The organism is Pseudomonas inefficax (assembly GCF_900277125.1).
GTDB classification, from domain to species: Bacteria; Pseudomonadota; Gammaproteobacteria; order Pseudomonadales; family Pseudomonadaceae; genus Aquipseudomonas; species Aquipseudomonas inefficax.
Window position 1 is genome coordinate 78,035 of sequence record NZ_OPYN01000179.1, and the last position, 20,579, is coordinate 98,613.

General features: G+C 61.2%; 19 protein-coding genes. 5 read left to right on the forward strand and 14 right to left on the reverse strand.

Annotated elements, in window-relative coordinates; translation table 11 throughout:
* Positions 1–66 precede the first annotated feature (66 nt).
* The 4 genes from JV551A3_RS21925 (at position 67) to JV551A3_RS21940 (ending at position 3,273) form a co-directional block, all read left to right on the forward strand.
* The gene (locus JV551A3_RS21925; RefSeq protein ID WP_112250172.1) at positions 67–453 is read left to right on the forward strand and encodes a CidA/LrgA family protein; all 387 of its coding nucleotides are present in this window, start codon (positions 67–69) and stop codon (positions 451–453) included.
* Positions 443–1,129 (forward strand): LrgB family protein, encoded by a 687-nt coding sequence (locus JV551A3_RS21930; protein ID WP_024087732.1) that lies wholly within the window; start codon positions 443–445, stop codon positions 1,127–1,129. Before JV551A3_RS21925 ends, JV551A3_RS21930 begins: the two co-directional genes overlap by 11 nt.
* A gap of 176 nt (positions 1,130–1,305) precedes the next feature.
* On the forward strand, positions 1,306–2,211 hold the full coding sequence (locus JV551A3_RS21935; protein ID WP_133975393.1) for an alpha/beta fold hydrolase: 906 nt from the start codon (positions 1,306–1,308) through the stop codon (positions 2,209–2,211).
* Between the two features lie 147 nt (positions 2,212–2,358).
* Entirely contained in the window at positions 2,359–3,273 is a 915-nt protein-coding gene (locus JV551A3_RS21940) for an SDR family oxidoreductase (protein WP_133975493.1), read from the forward strand.
* Positions 3,274–3,408: 135 nt separating this feature from the next.
* On the opposite strand, the gene JV551A3_RS21945 is transcribed toward JV551A3_RS21940, so the two are convergent.
* The 6 genes from JV551A3_RS21945 to JV551A3_RS21965 form a co-directional block, all read right to left on the reverse strand.
* The gene (locus JV551A3_RS21945) at positions 3,409–4,251 is read right to left on the reverse strand and encodes an IS3 family transposase (protein WP_328592114.1); all 843 of its coding nucleotides are present in this window, start codon (positions 4,249–4,251) and stop codon (positions 3,409–3,411) included.
* Entirely contained in the window at positions 4,248–4,556 is a 309-nt protein-coding gene (locus tag JV551A3_RS31130) for a transposase (protein WP_133970486.1), read from the reverse strand. The genes JV551A3_RS21945 and JV551A3_RS31130 overlap by 4 nt, the downstream gene beginning before the upstream one ends.
* Before the next feature lie 148 nt (positions 4,557–4,704).
* Positions 4,705–5,430, reverse strand: a complete 726-nt coding sequence (locus JV551A3_RS21950; protein WP_133974164.1) for a dienelactone hydrolase family protein — start codon at positions 5,428–5,430, stop codon at positions 4,705–4,707.
* 63 nt (positions 5,431–5,493) lie between these two features.
* Positions 5,494–7,398, reverse strand: coding sequence for a molecular chaperone HtpG (gene htpG / locus JV551A3_RS21955; protein WP_133974166.1), 1,905 nt, complete (start codon positions 7,396–7,398; stop codon positions 5,494–5,496).
* A 70-nt stretch (positions 7,399–7,468) separates the two neighbouring features.
* On the reverse strand, positions 7,469–7,951 hold the full coding sequence (locus JV551A3_RS21960) for a PaaI family thioesterase (RefSeq protein WP_133974168.1): 483 nt from the start codon (positions 7,949–7,951) through the stop codon (positions 7,469–7,471).
* Positions 7,948–8,424 carry a PaaI family thioesterase gene (locus JV551A3_RS21965; RefSeq protein WP_133974170.1) on the reverse strand — a complete coding sequence of 159 codons (477 nt, stop codon included), beginning with the start codon at positions 8,422–8,424 and terminating at the stop codon, positions 7,948–7,950. Before JV551A3_RS21965 ends, JV551A3_RS21960 begins: the two co-directional genes overlap by 4 nt.
* Before the next feature lie 154 nt (positions 8,425–8,578).
* On the opposite strand from JV551A3_RS21965, the gene JV551A3_RS21970 reads away from it, so the two are divergent.
* On the forward strand, positions 8,579–8,872 hold the full coding sequence (locus tag JV551A3_RS21970) for a hypothetical protein (RefSeq protein WP_015271093.1): 294 nt from the start codon (positions 8,579–8,581) through the stop codon (positions 8,870–8,872).
* 67 nt (positions 8,873–8,939) lie between these two features.
* Here the strand turns inward: JV551A3_RS21970 and JV551A3_RS21975 are convergent, their stop codons facing one another.
* From JV551A3_RS21975 to JV551A3_RS22010, 8 genes are all read right to left on the reverse strand, one after another.
* Positions 8,940–9,689, reverse strand: coding sequence for a DUF599 domain-containing protein (locus JV551A3_RS21975; RefSeq protein ID WP_133974172.1), 750 nt, complete (start codon positions 9,687–9,689; stop codon positions 8,940–8,942).
* A 294-nt stretch (positions 9,690–9,983) separates the two neighbouring features.
* Positions 9,984–11,297, reverse strand: coding sequence for a branched-chain amino acid transport system II carrier protein (gene brnQ, locus JV551A3_RS21980; protein WP_112252983.1), 1,314 nt, complete (start codon positions 11,295–11,297; stop codon positions 9,984–9,986).
* 479 nt (positions 11,298–11,776) lie between these two features.
* Positions 11,777–12,661, reverse strand: a complete 885-nt coding sequence (gene sucD / locus JV551A3_RS21985) for a succinate--CoA ligase subunit alpha (protein ID WP_004376004.1) — start codon at positions 12,659–12,661, stop codon at positions 11,777–11,779.
* Positions 12,661–13,827, reverse strand: a complete 1,167-nt coding sequence (gene sucC, locus JV551A3_RS21990) for an ADP-forming succinate--CoA ligase subunit beta (RefSeq protein WP_003254205.1) — start codon at positions 13,825–13,827, stop codon at positions 12,661–12,663. The genes sucD and sucC overlap by 1 nt, the downstream gene beginning before the upstream one ends.
* Before the next feature lie 172 nt (positions 13,828–13,999).
* Positions 14,000–15,436 (reverse strand): dihydrolipoyl dehydrogenase, encoded by a 1,437-nt coding sequence (gene lpdA / locus JV551A3_RS21995; RefSeq protein ID WP_133974187.1) that lies wholly within the window; start codon positions 15,434–15,436, stop codon positions 14,000–14,002.
* Between the two features lie 93 nt (positions 15,437–15,529).
* The gene (gene odhB / locus JV551A3_RS22000; RefSeq protein WP_133974189.1) at positions 15,530–16,750 is read right to left on the reverse strand and encodes a 2-oxoglutarate dehydrogenase complex dihydrolipoyllysine-residue succinyltransferase; all 1,221 of its coding nucleotides are present in this window, start codon (positions 16,748–16,750) and stop codon (positions 15,530–15,532) included.
* A 42-nt stretch (positions 16,751–16,792) separates the two neighbouring features.
* The gene (locus JV551A3_RS22005; RefSeq protein ID WP_112252985.1) at positions 16,793–19,624 is read right to left on the reverse strand and encodes a 2-oxoglutarate dehydrogenase E1 component; all 2,832 of its coding nucleotides are present in this window, start codon (positions 19,622–19,624) and stop codon (positions 16,793–16,795) included.
* A 245-nt stretch (positions 19,625–19,869) separates the two neighbouring features.
* Positions 19,870–20,574, reverse strand: coding sequence for a succinate dehydrogenase iron-sulfur subunit (locus tag JV551A3_RS22010; protein ID WP_011534752.1), 705 nt, complete (start codon positions 20,572–20,574; stop codon positions 19,870–19,872).
* Positions 20,575–20,579: the final 5 nt, after the last annotated feature.

Consider the following 20,579-nt stretch of genomic DNA (forward strand, 5'->3'; position numbering starts at 1 on the left):
AGTCTAACAATTCGCTTCTGGCCTAGGCAGCCAAATCTTAAAATGAGGGCCTGTCGAGGAACCACCATGAAACCCGCGTTGTTGAAAAAAGCCCTGCGCCTGCTCGTCGAGCTGGCGATCCTCTGCGCACTGTTCCTGCTCGGTGGCCAGCTTGCCACTTGGTTGGGCTGGCCGATTCCTGGCGGCGTGATGGGCCTGGCATTGCTGCTGTTGCTGTTTGCCTCGGGTGTGCTCAAGCCGGCCATGCTGCAACTGGGCGCCGGCTGGCTGATGGCTGAGATGCTGCTGTTCTTCATCCCGGCGCTGATGAGCCTGCTCGATTACGGCGCCCTGATCCGTGACGAGGGCTGGCGCATCCTGCTGGTGATTGCCGTGAGCACCCTGATGGTAATGGTGGTGACCGCATTGACCGTGGAACTGGTGTGCCGCTGGAGGTTGCGCCGTGAGCCTTGAACCCATGCCGCTGTTCTGGCTGGCCCTGACCTTGCTGGCGTACCTGGGCAGCCGCTGGTTGTACCGGCGCAGCGGGCGCTACCTGCTGTCGCCGCTGATCCTGGTGCCGGTACTGTTGCTGGCGGTAGCCGTGCCGCTGCACACCGCCTATGCCGAATACGCCCGCAACACCCATTGGTTGATGAGTGTGCTTGGTCCGGTGACCGTGGCATTCGCGGTGCCGATCTGGCAGCAACGGGCCATGCTGGCGCGCCACTGGCCGGCATTGATGGTGGGCATGGTCGCTGGTAGCAGCGCTTCGATCGCCAGTTCCTGGGGGTTGGCTCATATGTTGGCGCTCGACAGCGCGACCAGCCTGTCGCTGGTGCCGCGTTCGATCACCACGCCTTTTGCCATGCCATTGGCCCATGACCTGGGTGGCGTACCGGAGCTCACGGCGGTATTCGTGATGTTCACCGGCGTGCTGGGCGCCATGTTCGGTGGCGTGCTGCTGCGCTGGTTGCCGTTGCGCACACCGCTGGCGCGTGGCGCGCTGTTCGGCGTCGGCGCCCATGGTGCCGGTGTCAGCCGGGCGCAGGAGGTAGGCCGCGAGGAAGGCTCGGTGGCTGGCCTGGTCATGGTCCTGACCGGGTTGTTGAACCTGTTCGCGGCACCGCTGCTGGCCATGCTTCTCTGACCGTTCGTGCCACTGACTCGCCAAGTCATCAAGCTGGCTGGAAACGCAAGTTCCAGCGCGTGGGCTGCTGGCTAGACTCAGCCTCGACATAGAGAGCACATGTAAGTGCCGAGGTGACATGCAATGACCGCAGCCTTGCTCTATTCCGCCGACACCACTTCACCGGGACCGTTCTGATGCCTATGGCCGAAATTCCATTGTGCGTCTGGCGTACCCGGGGACAGAGTTTCACTTTCCGGGGCCAGAGCATCCGCTACTGGACCGCAGGGCAAGGAGAGCCCCTGCTTCTGTTGCACGGCTTCCCCACCGCCAGCTGGGATTGGCACTACCTGTGGGGGCCTTTGGCCCAGCGCTTCCGAGTGATCGCCTGCGATATGCTCGGCTTTGGCGATTCGGCCAAACCGGTCGATCACGTGTACAGCCTGATGGAGCAGGCCGACCTGCAGCAGGCCTTGCTCGCCGAGCTGAAGGTCGACCAGCCGGTGCATCTGTTGGCCCACGACTACGGCGGCAGTGTGGCCCAGGAAATGCTGGCGCGGCATCATGAACAGCGCGCCAATATCGCCAGCTGCGTATTCCTCAATTGCGGGCTGTTCCCCGAAAGCTGCCGCATGCTGCTGATCCAGAAGCTGCTGCTCAGTCGCCTGGGCTGGCTGGTAGGGCGCTCGTTCGGGCGTGACGACCTGGTGCGCAACGTGACGCAGGTCTACGGCCCTTGCACCCACCCCAGTGAAAGCGCGCTGGATGATTTCTGGAGCCTGATCGCTGCCAATGGTGGCACGCGTATCTTGCACAAGCTGGTGGGTTACATGCCGGAGCGCAGGTTGCACCGCGACCGCTGGGTTGGCGCGATGCAGCAAGAAGGCGTGCCACTGCGCTTCATCAATGGCGTGGACGACCCGCTGTCCGGTGCGCACATGGTGGAGCGCTACCGGCAACTGGTACCGGAGCCGGACACCGTGCAGTTGCAGGGCATCGGCCATTACCCGCATACCGAAGCGCCGGTGCAGGTGCTGCGCCATTACCTGGCCTTTCGTGAACAACCGCTGAGCTATTCCCTGCATAAAGTGGCGTGGTCCTGACAGGGCCTTGCCGACGATAGGCCGCACAGCGGCCCCATGACCATCGCGCTGCGTTATTGCCAGGCATTCAGCCTGCGTGAGCTTGATTGTTCGCCCGCCGCTGGCGGCGGACACTCGGCTGACCTGAACCTGCCTGGAGCCATGAGCATGAGCGAGCCTGTCCGTCTGCAAGATCGCGTGGTGATCGTCACCGGAGCCGGGGGTGGCCTGGGCCGTGCCCACGCGCTGCTGTTCGCTGCGCGTGGTGCTCGGGTGGTGGTCAATGACCTCGGCGGCTCCACCCACGGAGAAGGTGCCAGCTCTTCCGCCGCCGACCGGGTTGTAGAGGAGATCCGCGCCGCTGGTGGCAGTGCCATTGCCAACCATGACTCGGTCAGCCACGGCGCGCGTATTGTCGAGCAGGCCCTGGACAGCTTCGGCCGGGTCGATGTGCTGGTGAACAACGCCGGTATCCTGCGTGACAAGACCTTCCACAAGATGGAAGACAGCGACTGGGAGCAGGTGTATCAGGTGCATGTCGAGGGGGCCTACAAGGTCACCCGCGCTGCCTGGCCGCACCTGCGTGACCAGAACTGGGGGCGGGTGATCTTCACCGCTTCCACGTCCGGCATCTACGGCAACTTCGGTCAGGCCAACTATGGCATGGCCAAGCTGGGCCTGTATGGGCTGACTCGTACCCTGGCGATCGAAGGGCGCAAGCACGGCATCCTGGTCAACGCCATCGCACCCACGGGTGGCACCCGCATGACCGAAGGGCTGATCCCGCCCCAGGTGTTCGAACGGCTCAAGCCTGAGCTGGTCAGCCCACTGGTGGTGTACCTGGGCAGCGAGCAGTGCCAGGGCAGCGGTGAGCTGTTCGAAGTGGGCGGCGGCTGGGTGGGCAAGGTGCGGTGGGAGCGCAGCCTGGGGGTAGGCTTCGATCCTCGCGAAGGCTTTACCCCGGAACAGGTGGCGGAGAACTGGGCACGGATTGGCGACTTCGACGGGGCAGTGCACCCAAAGGACAGCTTGCAGGCGTTGCAGCAAATGATGGCGAACTTGCAGAAGTATCCGCTGGGCTGAGCTTTGTACTACCTGTGCTGGCCTCTTCGCGGGCTTGCCCGCTCCCACAGGGATATCACTGCCCTCAGGCTTGGTGATATCCCTGTGGGAGCGGGCATGTTCTGGTCAAGTATTTCCGGACACCAGTTACGGTGATCAAGCCGCCTGCTGCTCCATAGCTATTGGCGACAAGTAGTTGTTGTAGCTATGGAGTCTGATTCGGTTGTATCGCATGAAGAAGCTGGTCATGTCCTGCTTGGCCTCTTCAATTTCCTTGTAGCCCTTGGGCGGCACCCATTCTGACTTGAGCGTCCCAAAGAAACGCTCTGTCGGTGCGTTATCCCAGCATTGTCCCCTCCGGCTCATGCTCTGCGTTATCCCATGCTCAAGCAGCTCGGACTGGAAGCGCTGGCTGGTGTATTGGCAGCCTTGATCCGAGTGAAACATCAAGCCTGCATGCTTGCCCCTGACCCCTACCGCCATCCTCAGCGCCTTGCTAACCAAGTTGGCGTCGTTGATCAGGGAAAACGCCCAGCCAACGATCCGACGCGCGAACAAATCAATCACTACTGCTAGGTGATACCAGCGCTTCCCGACCATCAAACTGGTCACATCACCGCACCAGACCTGGTTAATTGCTGTTGGCTCAAAGTTACGCGCGAGCAGATTCTTGGCCACAAACGCTTCAACGCCTTTGGAGCGATTTCGATGCGGACGGCGTTGCTTGCTGTCCAGATTTGCCTCCTCCATGAGTTTTCCGGCCAGATACCTCCCCACCTTGAGCTGCTGGGCCTTCAGGTGCTCAGAGATCATTCTCGCACCCGCGCTTCCCCTGCTTTCGCCGTGCAGTTGAATGACTTTTTCTCTGAGTTCGTCACGCTTGGTATTCGGCACTGAACGGCGGCGAAGCCAGTCATAAAACGCGCTACGGGACACGCTCAGCGCACTGCAAAGGAGGCTGGTCGGATACGAACCTGACTCTCTCAGTTCCTCGATCAGGAAAAACGATCGGGATCCGACATCAAGAGAGCCGTAGCCTTTTTTAAGATTTCAGCCTCGGTCTCCAGGCGCTTGATCTTGGCTCGCAGTTGCTGGAGCTCTCGCTGTTCGTCGCTGATCGCTTTGGTACCGGCTACTGGCTGGCCCTTCTGTCGCTCTTTACGTACCTGATCAACCCAGCGGCGCAGGGCTGTAGGGCCGACGTCCATTGATGCGCAGACGTCGGGAATCGAGCAGTGGTCATCTAGAACCATGCTGGCAGCACGTTGCTTGAACTCGCGGGTGTAGGTCTTTCGTTCTTGCATGAAACCTCCTGATTGGGCGAATCATATCGCCCTTAAGAGGTGTCCGGGATCATTAGGCCAGTTCAAGGCCGCTCCTACAGGGGGAACGCGTAACCCTTGTAGGAGCGGCCTTGTGTCGCGATGGGCCGCACAGCGGCCCCGTGCAATCTCAGCGCTGGAACACCTCAGTCAGCAGGTTATGCATCGAGCGGAACGCCCGCTCCGAGGTGCGCCGGTCATACTGCATCTTGCCCGGCACATTGGCATTCGGGTCGGTAAAGGAGTGCACCGCCCCGCCATAGCTCAGCAACTGCCAATCCACCTTGGCCGCGTTCATCTCCTCCTCGAACGCCGGCAACTGCTCCTTCGGCACCAGTGGATCGGAAGCGCCGTGCAGCACCAGCACCGAGCCCTTGATGCGCTTGGCATCTTCAGGGTTCGGCGTGTCCAGCGTGCCATGGAACGACACCGCCGCGCGCAAATCCGCACCGCTACGGGCCAGCTCCAAGGCACAGCAGCCACCAAAGCAGAAGCCGAACGTGCCGACCTTGCCCGGCTCCAGCAGCGCCTTCGACTGCCCCAGCAGTTGCGCCAGGGCTTCCTGCATGCGCTTGCGCAGCTCCCCTCGGTCATTCTTCAACGGCATCATCGCGGCGCCGGCCTCGTCGGCGTTTGACGGGCGCAGCGATTGCCCGTACAGGTCGGCAATCAGTACCACATAGCCCTTCTCGGCCACTTCCTTGGCGATGCGCTCGGCCCCTTCGCCAATACCCATCCAGTTCGGCGCCATCACCAAACCAGGGCGGCCCAGCGCACCCGGCTCATAGACCAGGCGGCTTTCGTAGGTCTTGCCGGACAGGTGATAAACCAGCGATTCGACGATTACTTTGCTCATCAAGCACTCCTTTGGCATTCGTCATAAAAAAGCCCGCCGAAGCGGGCTTTCCTATCCATCAACTCAAGCAGACAGCTCGACCAGCAGCTTGTTCAGGCGACGAACGTAAGCCGCAGGGTCCTTCAAGCTGTCACCGGCCGCCAGGGCCGCCTGATCGAACAAGATGTGCGACAGCTCGGCGAAGCGGTCTTCGCTCTGCTCGTTGTCCAGCTTCTCGATCAGCGGGTGAGTCGGGTTGAACTCGAAGATCGGCTTGGACTCCGGCACCTTCTGCCCGCTGGCTTCGAGGATCTGGCGCATCTGCAGGCCCAGGTCCTGTTCGCCGATGGCCAGGATCGCCGGCGAGTCGGTCAGGCGGTGCGACACGCGCACTTCGGCCACGCTGTCACCCAGCGCGCCCTTCAGGCGCTCGACCAGGCCTTCCTTGTCCTTGGCGACTTCCTCCTGGGCCTTCTTGTCTTCTTCCGAATCCAGCTTGCCCAGGTCCAGGTCGCCACGGGCGACGTCGACGAAGGCCTTGCCGTCGAACTCGTTGAGGTAGCTCATCAGCCACTCGTCGATACGGTCGGTCAGCAGCAGCACTTCGATGCCTTTCTTGCGGAAGACTTCCAGGTGCGGGCTGTTCTTGACCTGCGCATACGACTCGCCGGTGAGGTAGTAGATCTTGTCCTGGCCTTCCTTGGCGCGGGCCAGGTAATCGGCCAGGGCGACGCTCTGCTCGCCGCTGTCGTCCTGGGTGGACGCGAAGCGCAGCAGGCCGGCGATCTTTTCCTTGTTGGCGAAGTCTTCGGCCGGGCCTTCCTTCAGCACCTGGCCGAAGTTCTTCCAGAAGCCCTTGTACTTCTCGGGCTCGTTCTTCGCCAGCTTCTCCAGCATGTCCAGTACGCGCTTGGTCAGCGCGGTCTTCATCGAGTCGATGATCGGGTCTTTCTGCAGGATTTCACGCGACACGTTCAGCGACAGGTCGTTGGAATCGACCACACCCTTGATGAAGCGCAGGTACAGCGGCAGGAACGACTCGGCCTGGTCCATGATGAACACGCGCTGCACGTACAGCTTCAGGCCGCGTGGTGCTTCGCGCTGGTACAGGTCGAACGGCGCGCGGGCCGGCACGTACAACAGCGAGTTGTATTCGAGCTTGCCTTCGACCTTGTTGTGGCTCCACGCCAGCGGGTTTTCGAAGTCATGGCCGATGTGCTTGTAGAACTCCTGGTACTCCTCGTCCTTGATTTCGGTACGCGGACGGGTCCACAGGGCACTGGCACGGTTGACGGTTTCCCACTCTTCGGCCGGCTGTTCTTCGCCTTCGGCGGCAGCTTGCTCTTTCGGCAGCTGGATCGGCATGGCGATGTGGTCGGAGTACTTCTTGACCACGTTGCGCAGGCGCCAGCCATCGGCGAACTCCTGCTCGTCCTTCTTCAGGTGCAGGACAATGCGGGTGCCACGCTGTGGCTTGTCGATGGTGGCGACTTCGAACTCGCCCTCGCCTTTCGACGACCAGTGCACGCCTTCGGCGGCCGGCTGGCCGGCACGGCGGCTGTACACGTCGACCTTGTCGGCGACGATGAACGCGGAATAGAAGCCCACACCGAACTGACCGATCAGGTGCGAGTCCTTCTTCTGATCACCGGTGAGGTTCTTCATGAAGTCGGCAGTGCCGGACTTGGCGATGGTACCCAGGTGGGCGATGACCTCTTCGCGGCTCATGCCGATGCCGTTGTCCTCGAGGGTCACGGTACCGGCGTCCTTGTCGAAGCTCAGGCGGATCTTCAGGTCGGCATCGCCCTCGAACAGCTCTGGCTTGGCCAGGGCCTCGAAGCGCAGCTTGTCGGCGGCGTCGGAGGCGTTGGAGATCAATTCACGCAGAAAGATCTCCTTGTTCGAATACAGGGAATGGATCATGAGGTGCAGCAGCTGCTTCACCTCGGTCTGGAAGCCCAGCGTTTCTTTTTGAGTCTCCACACTCATGGTCTTCAAAACTCCGATCTGATGGCAGTAGGCGCCTGGCGGCCGGCTTGGCCTGCGTTAGCGGCGGATGTCACTCAGATGGGGGCTGCCCGGATGATTTCAAGGGCTTTTCCGGTTCGATCTTGAAATGCGCGCGGGCTGTGGCAATCGGCGACTGCCTGTCACCCTGCCAGGCGGTGATCGCCACATTGGTCACCCGCCGGCCTTGGCGCCATAGCTGGCACTGGGCGTAGGTATCGCGAAAGTGCCCGGCGCGCAGGTAATCGATGGAAAAGTCGATGATCTTCGGAATGCTTGCGCTCTCGCTGAAGATCAGCAGGTACAGCGCTGCCGACAGCTCCATGAAGCCCGCGATCACACCGCCGTGGATGGCCGGCAGCAGCGGGTTGCCGATGTTGTCCTGGCTGGCCGGCAGGCAGAACAGCAGGTCATCGCCTTCGCGCTCGCATTCGATGCCGATCAGGCCGGCATAGGGGATCAGCGCAAGTAATGGCCGATAGTCCCCCACCGCGTGGGCGGCGTTGAGCTGTTGGCGAACCTCGTGCGGAATCATGCCCCGCCCTCCTTCAGGTTGTTGCCGAAGCGGATGCCACCCTTGATCTCCTGGCCCAGGCGCATGAACGTGCCCACCACCTGGCAGATCGGCTGGGCGGGGTCGTCCTGGTAGGCCGTGCCACGGGTGAAGATCACGTCGCGGGTGACCCGGTAGCACTGGGCATGGCCGTAGATGTCCTTGCCGGCCTCGGCCGGGTGCATGTAGTCGATGCGCAGGTCCAGTGTCGGGCACACTTCGAAACGCGGCAACACGCACAGCGTGGCCATGCCGCAGGTGGTATCCATCAGCGTGGTCAACGCGCCGCCATGTACGGCGCCGCTCTGCGGGTTGCCTACGATGGCCGGTGACCAGGGCAGCACCAGCGTCATGCCATCGGCATTGGCATGCGCCACGCGCATTTGCAACAACTGACAATGTTTCAGGGCCGAGAGAAAACGCTCGGCCATCGCCATCAAGGTTGAATCGCTCATTGGCTGTTTTCCTGCGCGTTGCCGCAGCGGCATAAAAACGTTAAAAAGTCTATATAGAACGATGCGTTATATATGTGTAATCTTCGCGGAACTTATTCCGCGTAGTTGCACTCGAAGGAACAAGTCACTTATTCCACCAAGGAGAAATACCCCCATGCGTAAACCTTTTGCTTTTGCTCTGATGCTGGCTGCTGCCATGGGCCTGGCCGCTTGCGATAAAGCGAGCGAAGACAAAGCCCAGGACGCACAGCAACACGCCGAGCAAGCCCAGGAAAAAGCGGGCGAAGCTCAGGATAAGATGAACGAGGCCGCCAAGGAAAACGCCGAAGCCGCCAAAGATCAGGCCGAAGCCGAGCAGAAGGCCGCCGAAGAAGCCGCTCCGGCTACTCCGGCTCCAGAAGCCGCTCCAGCCACCCCAGCTGCTCCAGCCGAACCTGCCAAGCAGTAATCGGCGAAAACAAGAAAACCCGACATTGTCGGGTTTTTTTGTGCCTGAAACTTGGAGGTTAAACGTTTCAGGTGCCAGGAGCGGCGGTTTCCTTTGCGGGTTCGATCGAAACACTTTCGGTAGGTGTGAACACCATCACATCTAACACATCCGAATGGAACTCGCGGCGATAAAGAATCAGCACTACCCCGACACTCATGCCCATGAACAACCACGGGCTGATGAACCAGCTCAACATGGCCATGCCAAAGTAATAGGAACGCAGACCCAAGTTGAACTGGTTGGCAGCAAGCGACAACACCCGCGCTGCCCGCGAGGCGAATGCCTTGCGCTCCAGTTCATTGACCAGCCGTTCACCGATCATCGGCGCCGACCCCACGAGTACTGCAGCGAAGTTGTATTGGCGCATGCACCAGCTGAAGGTGAAAAAGGCGTAGACGAATACCATGGCCAGGCACAGTAGCTTGATCTCGGACATGCCCTGGGAGGTCTGCTGCACCAGCGGCAGGTCGGCCAGCAGTGACAGCGCCCGGTCGGAGGCCCCGAGCACGGTGAGAATACCGGCGAGGATGATCAGCGTGCTGGAAGCGAAGAACGAGGCGTTGCGCTCGAGATTGCCGATCACGCTGGCATCGGCAATGCGGTTGTCGCGCAACAGCATGCGGCGCATCCAGTCTTCGCGGTACAGGTGCAGCACGCTGGCCAGGCACGCGGTGTCGCGGCCCTTCCAGATGGCATAGCGGGTATAACCGCCCCAGCACAGGGCGAACCAGGCGATGGCCAACAGGTTGTTGAAGTTGCTTTGGATGAAATTCATGCAGGATTCCCGGGAGGGCCAGATACCTGAAGGATAGGGACCGGATTTCGACGCTGGCAAGCGGCAAAAGGCACACACACACCCAGAAATCCGCATTGCCTGTACTGGCCTCTTCGCAGCACAAGGCTGCTCCTACAGGTACGGCACTGCACTTGTAGGAGCAGCCTTGTGCTGCGAAGAGGCCAGTACAGGCAAACAAAAAGCCCCGCATCCTCTCGGATACGGGGCTTTGAAGTTTCCACCTTGGCGAGCACCCTTCGGCTTGTGGCCGGCGCCGCCCTCAGGCTTCGACTATCAGGCCAGCGCTTCGCGCGGCTTGCCAAGCATGCGATCGCAGGCCACGGCGCCAACCAGGGTCACCACCGAAGGCACCAGCCAGGCCAGGCCTTGGTCGCTCAGTGGCAAGTGGGCCATGAAGTCCGGCAGCACATGGGCAATGCTGCTGCCCTTGATCGCATCGACCATGCCGAACAGCAGCGACACCAGCATCACTGGCGCCAGGATGCGGGTCGGCGAGTTCCACAGGTCCTTCACGAAGCTCAGCCCGACCACCACGATGCACGGCGGGTAGATCGCGGTGAGCACCGGAATCGAGAACATGATCAGCTTGGTCAGGCCAAGGTTGGAGATCAGCAGCGAGAAGCCCGCCAGGATCACCACCAGTGCGCGGTACGACAGCGGCAGAACCTGGCTGAAGTACTCGGCGCAGGCACAGGTCAGGCCAACCGCTGTCACCAGGCAGGCCAGCGCGATCAGCACGGCGAGGAAGCCGCTGCCCAGCGAGCCGAAGGTGTGCTGCACATAGGCATGCAGTACCGCCGCGCCGTTGGTAGCGTCAGCCGCGATGTCGTGGCTGGTTGCCCCCAGGCGGAACAGGCTGATGTACACCAGGGCCAGGCCGACACCGGCGATCAGGCCGGCGATGATGGCATAGCGGGTAATCAGCTTCGGCGACTCGACACCGCGCGAGCGGATGGCGTTGACAATGACGATACCGAACACCAGGGCACCCAGCGTGTCCATGGTCAGGTAACCATCGGAGAAGCCCTTGGAGAACGCTGCGGCGGCATAGGCCGGCTGCGCTTCACCAATGGTGCCGGCAGGCAGCGCGAATGCGGCGATGCCCAGTACCGCCAGGGCGATGATCTTCAATGGCGCCAGGAAGCGACCCACGGTGTCGAGCAGCTTGCCCGGGTACATGGACACGGCCAATACCACGAGGAAGTAAACCAGGCTGTAGATGAACAGCGCCAGCGGGCTTTCACCAGTCAGCGGCGCAACGCCCACTTCGAACGATACGGTCGCGGTACGCGGGGTGGCGAACAGCGGGCCGACCGAGAGGTAGCACACGGCCGCCAGCAGGCCACCGAAGAACTTGCCGATCGGGCTGCTCAGGGCATCCATGCCACCACCAACCTTGGCCAGAGCGACCACGGTGATGACCGGCAGGCCCACGGCGGTAACCAAGAAGCCCAGGGCCGCCATCCATACGTGCGGACCAGACTGCAGACCAACGATAGGCGGGAAGATGATGTTGCCAGCGCCCACGAAAAGCGCAAACGTCATAAAGCCAAGCGCCAGGATATCCTGGCCTTTGAGAACTTTCATTTAAGGTAGTACCACACTGCTGAAATCGGGATTCGAGAGGGGATTTCCCTTTGGATGAGGGGAAATGCTGCCCGGCTTGATAGGCCAGACCCGTTTAGCGTGTCGTTCCCTTTTGGGGTACGGGCACAGAGTGAACGCGTAATGTAACTGTTTTGTCAGTCAAACGCACTGGCACAGTGCTGCTTGTCCGATGTGCGTACATGTTTGTCGTCTGTGCGACCGAGGACAGCGAGAATTATCCTCGGATTGAAACATTCGTCTGCGTGAAAATTCCTATCAAACTCATCGAAAAATCCATGTTGCCTGTACCGGCCTCTTCGCGGGCTTGCCCGCTCCCACAGGGGATCACCACAAGTTTCGAATGTGTTGCTCTCCTGTGGGAGCGGGTTTACCCGCGAAGAGGCCGGCACAGGAGTACCCCCGGAAACGACAAAGGCCACCCGAAGGTGGCCTCTGTGCGCGTGGGGGGTGTAGCAGTATTACTTCTTGACTTCCCAGCCAGTCAGCTCGGCCAGGGCCTTGCCGATGTCAGCCAGGGAACGCACGGTCTTCACACCAGCGTCCTGCAGGGCGGCGAACTTCTCGTCCGCAGTGCCCTTGCCGCCGGAGATGATGGCGCCAGCGTGGCCCATGCGCTTGCCCGCAGGTGCGGTAACACCGGCGATGTAGGAAACGACAGGCTTGGTGACGTTGGCCTTGATGTAGGCAGCAGCTTCTTCTTCAGCCGAACCGCCGATCTCACCGATCATGACGATCGCTTCGGTCTTCGGGTCTTCCTGGAACAGCTTCAGGATGTCGATGAAGTTGGAGCCCGGGATCGGGTCACCACCGATGCCGACGCAGGTCGACTGGCCGAAGCCGGCGTCGGTGGTCTGCTTCACAGCTTCGTAGGTCAGGGTGCCGGAACGCGAAACGATACCGACCTTGCCTGGCAAGTGGATATGGCCTGGCATGATGCCGATCTTGCACTCGCCCGGGGTGATGACACCTGGGCAGTTAGGGCCGATCAGGGTCACGCCCAGCTCGTCGCACTTGACCTTGGCATCCAGCATGTCCAGGGTAGGAATGCCTTCGGTGATGCACACGATCAGCTTGATGCCGCCGAAGGCAGCTTCCAGGATCGAGTCCTTGCAGAAAGGAGCCGGAACGTAGATGACCGAAGCGTCAGCGCCGGTAGCTTCCACAGCTTCTTTCACGGTGTTGAACACTGGCAGGCCCAGGTGGGTGGTGCCACCCTTGCCTGGGGTTACGCCGCCGACCATCTTGGTGCCGTAGGCGATGGCCTGTTCGGAGTGGAAAGTACCCTGCGAGCCGGTGAAGCCCTGGCAGATGACTTTGGTGTCTTTATTGATCAGGACGCTCATTACTTGCCCTCCGCAGCTTTGACAACTTGTTGAGCAGCGTCGGTCAGGCTGGTTGCCGCAATGATGTTCAAACCGCTTTCTGCCAGTACTTTAGCGCCCAGTTCGGCGTTGTTGCCTTCAAGGCGAACGACGACCGGAACTTTAACGCCGACTTCTTTCACTGCACCGATGATGCCTTCGGCAATCATGTCGCAGCGAACGATGCCGCCGAAGATGTTGACCAGGACGGCCGCGACATTGCTGTCGGACAGAATGATCTTGAACGCTTCGGTAACGCGCTCTTTGGTAGCGCCGCCGCCAACGTCGAGGAAGTTGGCTGGCTTGCCGCCGTGCAGGTTTACGATGTCCATGGTACCCATGGCCAGGCCGGCACCGTTGACCATGCAGCCGATGTTGCCTTCGAGGGCAACGTAGTTCAGTTCGAACTTGGCAGCGTGGGCTTCACGAGCGTCGTCCTGCGACGGGTCGTGGAAGGTTTTCAGCTTGGGCTGACGGTACATGGCGTTGGCGTCGATGTTGATCTTGGCATCGAGGCAGTGCAGGTCGCCGTCGGCCTTGATCACCAGCGGGTTCACTTCCAGCAGGGCCAGATCGTGATCCTTGAACAGCTTGGCCAGACCCACGAAGATCTTGGCGAACTGTTGAACTTGCTTGCCTTCCAGGCCCAGCTGGAATGCCAGCTCGCGACCCTGGAACGGCTGAGCGCCGACCAGCGGGTCGATGGTGGCCTTGAGGATTTTCTCAGGCGTTTCGTGGGCGACTTTCTCGATGTCCACGCCACCTTCGGTGGAAGCCATGAACACGATACGGCGGCTCGAACGATCGACTACAGCGCCCAGGTACAGCTCTTTGGCGATGTCAGTGCAGGATTCGACCAGAATCTTGGAGACGGGTTGACCGTTGGCATCGGTCTGGTAGGTAACCAGATTCTTGCCCAACCACTGTGCAGCGAACGCCTTGGCGTCTTCTTTGCTGCGAACCAGCTTGACGCCGCCCGCCTTGCCGCGACCACCCGCGTGAACCTGGGCTTTTACCACCCACTCGTTCCCGCCGATCTTGTCGCAGGCTTCTGCAGCTTGCTCAGGGGTATCGACAGCGAAACCCTTGGAAACTGGCAGGCCGTATTCAGCGAACAGCTGCTTACCCTGATACTCGTGAAGATTCATGCTTTTTACCGTCTTCGTTAGGTACTGCGCTTCGGCGCTGCGCCATCGCTGGCGCCGCACCACCTGTGACCGTTGACCCCGGGTTTTCCCGTGTGATCCGGTCCGGCGGACTTTCCGCGGTGAGTCATGCACGCAAGACTCACGACGGGCAGCCCGCCGTGGTTTCTTATAATTAACGCTTCTTACGGTTGGCCACGTGAATGGCGCCGCCATTCACCGCCAGCGCTGCTTCATGCAACGCTTCGGACAGGGTCGGATGGCTGAAGACCATCATGCCCAGGTCCTCGGCACTGGTGCCGAATTCCATTGCGATTGCGCCCTGCTGCACCAGTTCGGCAGCCGATGGGCCAATCACGTGTACACCCAGGACGCGGTCGGTCTTGGCATCGGCGATGACCTTGACGAAACCACCGGTGTCGTTGGCAGCCATCGCACGGCCGCTGGCCGCGAACGGGAAGGTGCCCACGTTAACCTCAACGCCTTCGGCCTTCAAGGCCTGTTCGGTCTTGCCGACCCACGCGATTTCCGGGTGGGTGTAGATGACCGACGGGATCAGGTCGTAGTTCATCTGGGCCTTGTGGCCCTTGATGCGCTCGACCACCATGATGCCCTCTTCCGAGGCCTTGTGGGCCAGCATCATGCCGCGGACCACGTCACCGATGGCGTAAACGCCAGGAACGCTGGTAGCGCAGTAGTCGTCGACGAAGATGTAGCCACGCTCGTCGATGGTCACACCACTGTCGGCAGCCAGCAGATCAGTGGTCACTGGGCGACGGCCGACTGCAACGATCAGCTTGTCGAAGGTGATCTTCTGCTCGCCGTTGGCGTCGGTGTAGGTCACTTCGACTTCGTTGCCGTTGACTTTCGAGCCGGTGACGCGCGCGCCCAGCTTGATGTCCAGGCCTTGCTTGGTCAGGGTCTTCTGGGCTTCTTTCGACACGGCGGTGTCGGCAGCCATCAGGAAGGTGTCCAGGGCTTCCAGCACGGTGACTTCAGCACCCAGACGAGCCCATACCGAGCCCAGTTCCAGGCCGATAACGCCAGCACCGATAACACCCAGACGCTTCGGCACGGCCTGGAATTCCAGGGCGCCGGTGGAGTCGACGATGACGTTCTTGTCGACCGGAGCCGGTGGAATGTCGATCGGGCGCGAGCCGGAAGCCAGGATCACGTTCTCGGCTTCGATGACTTCGGTGGTGCCGTCAGCCTTGGTGACTTCGACTTTCTTGCCGGCCAGCAGCTTGCCGTGGCCCTGGATCGAAGTAACGCCGTTGGCCTTGAACAGGGTGGCAACGCCACCGGTCAGGTTCTTGACGATGCCAGCCTTGCGGCCAACCATCGCGGCGACGTCCATCTTCACTTCGCCAGTGGAGATACCGTGGACGTTGAAGCTCTCTTTGGCTTCCTTGTATTTCCAGGAGCTGTCCAGCAGCGCCTTGGAAGGAATGCAACCTACGTTCAGGCAGGTGCCGCCCAGGGCCAGCTTGCCCTCGGCGTCGGTGTACTTCTCGATACAGGCAGTCTTCAGACCAAGTTGTGCGGCCTTGATGGCAGCCACATAGCCGCCAGGACCTGCACCAATCACCACTACGTCGAATTTCTGGGTCATAAAAGATTCCTTATCAGCTACAAGCTACAAGCCGCGAACCGCGCGGCATGGCTTCCTGCGAAGCCAGGGCCGGCACGGTACGCAGCCAGAGGGTTAGATGTCCAGCAGCAGGCGAGACGGATCTTCCAGCAGGTTCTTGATGGTGACCAGGAAGGTTACCGCTTCCTTGCCGTCGATCAGGCGGTGATCGTACGACAGCGCCAGGTACATCATCGGGCGAATCACCACTTGGCCATTGATGGCCATCGGGCGCTGGATGATGTTGTGCATGCCGAGAATGGCGGCCTGCGGCGGGTTGACGATCGGGGTCGACATCATCGAACCGAAGGTACCACCGTTGGTGATGGTGAAGGTGCCGCCGGTCATCTCTTCGATGGCCAGCTTGCCGTCACGGGCCTTCTTGCCGAATGTGGCGATGCCGTTCTCGATTTCCGCCAGGCTCATCGACTCGGCGTTACGCAGTACCGGTACCACCAGGCCACGGTCGCTGGACACGGCAACGCCGACGTCGGCGTAGCCGTGGTAGACGATGTCGTTGCCGTCGATCGAGGCGTTGACAGCCGGGAAGCGCTTCAGGGCTTCGGTGGCAGCCTTGACGAAGAACGACATGAAGCCCAGGCGTACGCCATTGTGGGTCTTCTCGAACAGGTCCTTGTACTTCGAACGCAGGGCCATGACTTCGGTCATGTCGACTTCGTTGAAGGTGGTCAGCATGGCCATGTTCGACTGGGCTTCGACCAGACGCTCGGCGATCTTGGCGCGCAGGCGGGTCATCGGCACACGCTTCTCGGTGCGGTCGCCAGCGGCAACCACAACCGGGGCAGCAGCGGCAGCGGCGGCAGGCTTGGCAGCTGCAGCAGGCGCCGACTTCTTGTTGGCGACGGCAGCGACGACGTCTTCCTTGGTGATGCGACCACCTTTGCCGGTGCCGGCAACGGTAGCCAGGTCGATGCCGTTTTCTTCAGCCAGCTTGCGCGCGGCCGGGGCGGCAACCGGGTCTTCTTCGCCAGCGTCGGCAGCAGCGGCAGCCGGGGCAGCAGCGGCCGGGGCGGCAGCAGGTGCAGCGGCAGCAGCACCGCCTTCAACGATCGAACCCAGCACTTCGTCGGACAGGACGGTGTCGCCCTCGCCCTTGACGATGGCACCCAGCACGCCGTCGGCGGTGGCCAGTACTTCCAGGACGACCTTGTCGGTCTCGATGTCGACGATCAGCTCGTCACGCTTGACTGCATCGCCCGGCTGCTTGTGCCAGGTGGCAACGGTGCCATCGGCAACCGATTCCGGGAAGGTTGGGGCTTTGATCTCGATAGCCATTATCTGTGTTTCCTTAAATTCGGTTTCAGGTGCGCGAAGGCATTAAACAGTGAAGGCGTCTTGCAGCAGTTTTTCCTGCTGTTCGGCGTGCTTCGATGCGTAACCACAGGCTGGCGCGGCGGAAGCGTCGCGGCCGGCGTATTCCAGGACCAGTGCCTTGTTGTGGCGGCCCAGGATACGGCGCATGTGGTGCTGGCTGCTGTACCAGGCGCCCTGGTTCATCGGCTCTTCCTGACACCAGACCGCATGCTTGAGGTTGGTGTAAGGCGCCAGGATTTCGACCAGGTCGTCCTCAGGGAACGGATACAGCTGCTCGATACGCACGATAGCGATGTCTTCGCGGCCTTCGGCACGGCGTTTTTCCAGCAGGTCGTAGTAAACCTTGCCGCCGCACAGGACCAGGCGTTCGACCTTGGCCGGATCGAGGCTGTCGATTTCCGGGATCACGGTCTGGAACGAGCCTTCTGCCAGCTCTTCGAGGGTCGAGATGGCCAGCTTGTGGCGCAGCAGCGACTTCGGCGTCAGCACGATCAGCGGCTTGCGCAGCGGACGGATGACCTGACGACGCAGCAGGTGGTAGATCTGGGCCGGGGTGGTCGGTACGCAGACCTGGATGTTGTGCTCGGCGCACAGCTGCAGGTAACGCTCCAGGCGCGCGGAGGAGTGCTCCGGGCCCTGCCCTTCATAACCGTGTGGCAGCAGCATGGTCAGGCCGCACAGGCGGCCCCACTTGTGCTCGCCGCTGGTGATGAACTGGTCGATCACCACTTGCGCACCGTTGGCGAAGTCGCCGAACTGGGCTTCCCAGATCACCAACGCGTTCGGCGTGGTGGTCGAGTAGCCGTATTCGAAGGCCAGTACCGCTTCTTCCGACAGGAAGGAGTCGTACAGTTCGAACTGTGGCTGGCCCGGGAACAGGTTCTTCAGCGGTACGTAGGTGCTGGCGTCCTTCTGGTTGTGCAGCACCGCGTGACGGTGCGAGAAGGTGCCACGGCCGATGTCCTGGCCGGTCATGCGGATCGGGTGACCTTCGAACTGCAGGGTGGCGTAGGCCATGGTCTCTGCATAACCCCAGTTGATCGGCAAGCCACCGGCCTGCATCTTCTGACGGTCTTCGTAGATCTTGGCGACCTGGCGCTGGACGACGAAACCTTCCGGGATCTCCAGCAGCTTGGCCGACAGTTCCTGCAGGGTCTTGAGGTCGAAGCGGGTGTCGTGACGCGCGGTCCAGGCATGGCCCAGGTACGGACGCCAGTCGACGAACAGCTCGCGGTTCGGCTCCTTGACCAGGCTCTTCACCACGTGCAGGCCGTTGTCCAGCGCGTTGCGGTACTCGTCGATCTTGGCCTGGGCGCGCTCGGCATCGATGCGGCCGGCCTGGATCAGTGCCTCGGCGTACAGTTCACGAGTCGTGCGCTGCTTGCTGATCTGCTGGTACATCAACGGCTGGGTGCCGTTCGGCTCGTCGGCCTCGTTGTGGCCGCGACGGCGGTAGCAGACCAGGTCGATGACCACGTCACGCTTGAACTGCATGCGGTAGTCGATGGCCAGCTGGGTCACGAACAACACGGCTTCCGGGTCGTCGCCGTTCACGTGCAGGATCGGCGCCTGGATCATCTTGGCAACGTCGGTGGCGTACTCGGTGGAGCGCGCGTCCAGCGGGTTGCTGATGGTGAAACCAACCTGGTTGTTGATCACGATGTGCACGGTGCCGCCGGTCTTGAAACCGCGGGTCTGCGACATCTGGAAGGTTTCCATGACCACGCCCTGGCCGGCGAACGCTGCGTCGCCGTGGATCGAGATCGGCAGCACCTTGTCGCCAACGGTGTCGTTGCGGCGGTCCTGACGGGCGCGCACCGAACCCTCGACCACTGGCGAGACGATTTCCAGGTGGGACGGGTTGAACGCCATGGCCAGGTGCACTTCGCCACCCGGGGTCATCACGTTCGAGGAGAAGCCCTGGTGATACTTAACGTCACCGGAGCCCAGCTCGTTCATCTTCTTGCCTTCGAACTCGTCGAACAGCTCGCGCGGGTTCTTGCCGAAGGTGTTGACCAGCACGTTCAGGCGGCCACGGTGGGCCATGCCGATCACGACTTCCTTGGTGCCGTAGGAACCGGAACGCTGGATCATCTCGTCCAGCATCGGGATCAGGCTTTCGCCGCCCTCGAGGCCGAAACGCTTGGTGCCCGGGTACTTGGTGCCCAGGTACTTCTCAAGGCCTTCACCGGCGGTCACGCGCTCGAGCAGGTGGGCCTGCACGTCAGCGGAAAACTCCGGACGGCCGCGCACGCTTTCCAGGCGCTGCTGGAACCAGCTGCGCTGCTCGGAATCGACGATGTGGGTGAACTCGGCGCCAATGGTGCGACAATATGTCTTCTGGAGCGCCTCGAAGATCTCGCGTAGGCTCGCTTCCTCTTTGCCGATGAACAGGTCGCCGGCACGGAAGGTCGTATCAAGATCGGCATTGGTCAAGCCGTAGTGATTGATCGACAGGTCTACGGGCGCAGGACGCTGCCACAACCCCAACGGGTCGAGCTTGGCAGCCTGATGGCCGCGCATACGATAGGCCTGGATCAGTCGCAGAACTTCAACCTGCTTCTTCTCGTGTTCACTGCTCACGCTCCCGGCGGATACCGGTTGGGCGCGGCGCTGGTTCTTTGCCAGCAGTACGAAATGGTCGCGGATTGTCGAGTGCGATACATCGGTAGCGGTGCTGCCGTCGGCGGGCAACTTCTGGAAGTAGGTGCGCCACTCTTCTGGCACAGCGTTAGGGTCGTGCAGGTAGAGCTCATAAAGCTCTTCCACATATGCAGCGTTACCACCTGAAAGGTGGGCGCTTTCCCACATGCGCTGCATCACGCTTTCTTGCATGCTTGGTCACCCTCGGTTAGGGGACTGATCGGCGAGAGCCACAGCAAACCTGGAAAAGTCCGAATACAGCGACTGAACCACGCCACTTGGATCCTGCTGATTTTCCGGGTACCAGCCCGGAAAGCCCCTGCTGGTCTCATATCTTCATAGGTATGAACGCAGGCTTTGTGGGCCCTTGTTCGGGTTTTACCTCAGTGCGGGCTCACCACCCGCACCTCGGCTTACTGCAGGTACAACACTTTGTATCAGGTGCCGCTTTGCAGCAGCATGTTACGTACGTGGCCGATTGCCTTGGTCGGGTTCAGACCTTTAGGGCAAACGTTGACGCAGTTCATGATCCCGCGGCAGCGGAATACGCTGAACGGGTCATCCAGCGACGCCAGGCGCTCCTGGGTCTTGGTGTCACGGCTGTCGGCCAGGAAGCGGTAGGCCTGCAGCAGCGCGGCGGGGCCCAGGAACTTGTCCGGGTTCCACCAGAACGACGGGCAGGAGGTCGAGCAGCAAGCGCACAGGATGCACTCGTACAGGCCGTCCAGCTTGTCGCGATCTTCCGGCGACTGCAGGCGCTCGATGGCCGGCGCCGGAGTGTCGTTCTGCAGGAACGGCTTCACCTTCTCGTACTGCTTGTAGAAGATGCTCATGTCGACGACCAGGTCACGAATGACCGGCAGGCCCGGCAGCGGGCGCAGAATCAGCTTGTTGCCCTTCACCACCGCCGACAGCGGGGTGATACAGGCCAGGCCGTTCTTGCCGTTGATGTTCATGCCATCGGAACCGCAAACACCTTCACGGCACGAGCGACGGTAGGAAAAACCTTCGTCCTGCTCTTTGATCAGTGCCAGCACGTCCAGCACCATCAGGTCCTTGCCGCCGGTATCGACCTGGAAGGTCTGCATCTTTGGCGCCGAATCGGTGTCCGGGTTGTAACGATAAACTTCGACTTGCAACATAGCGG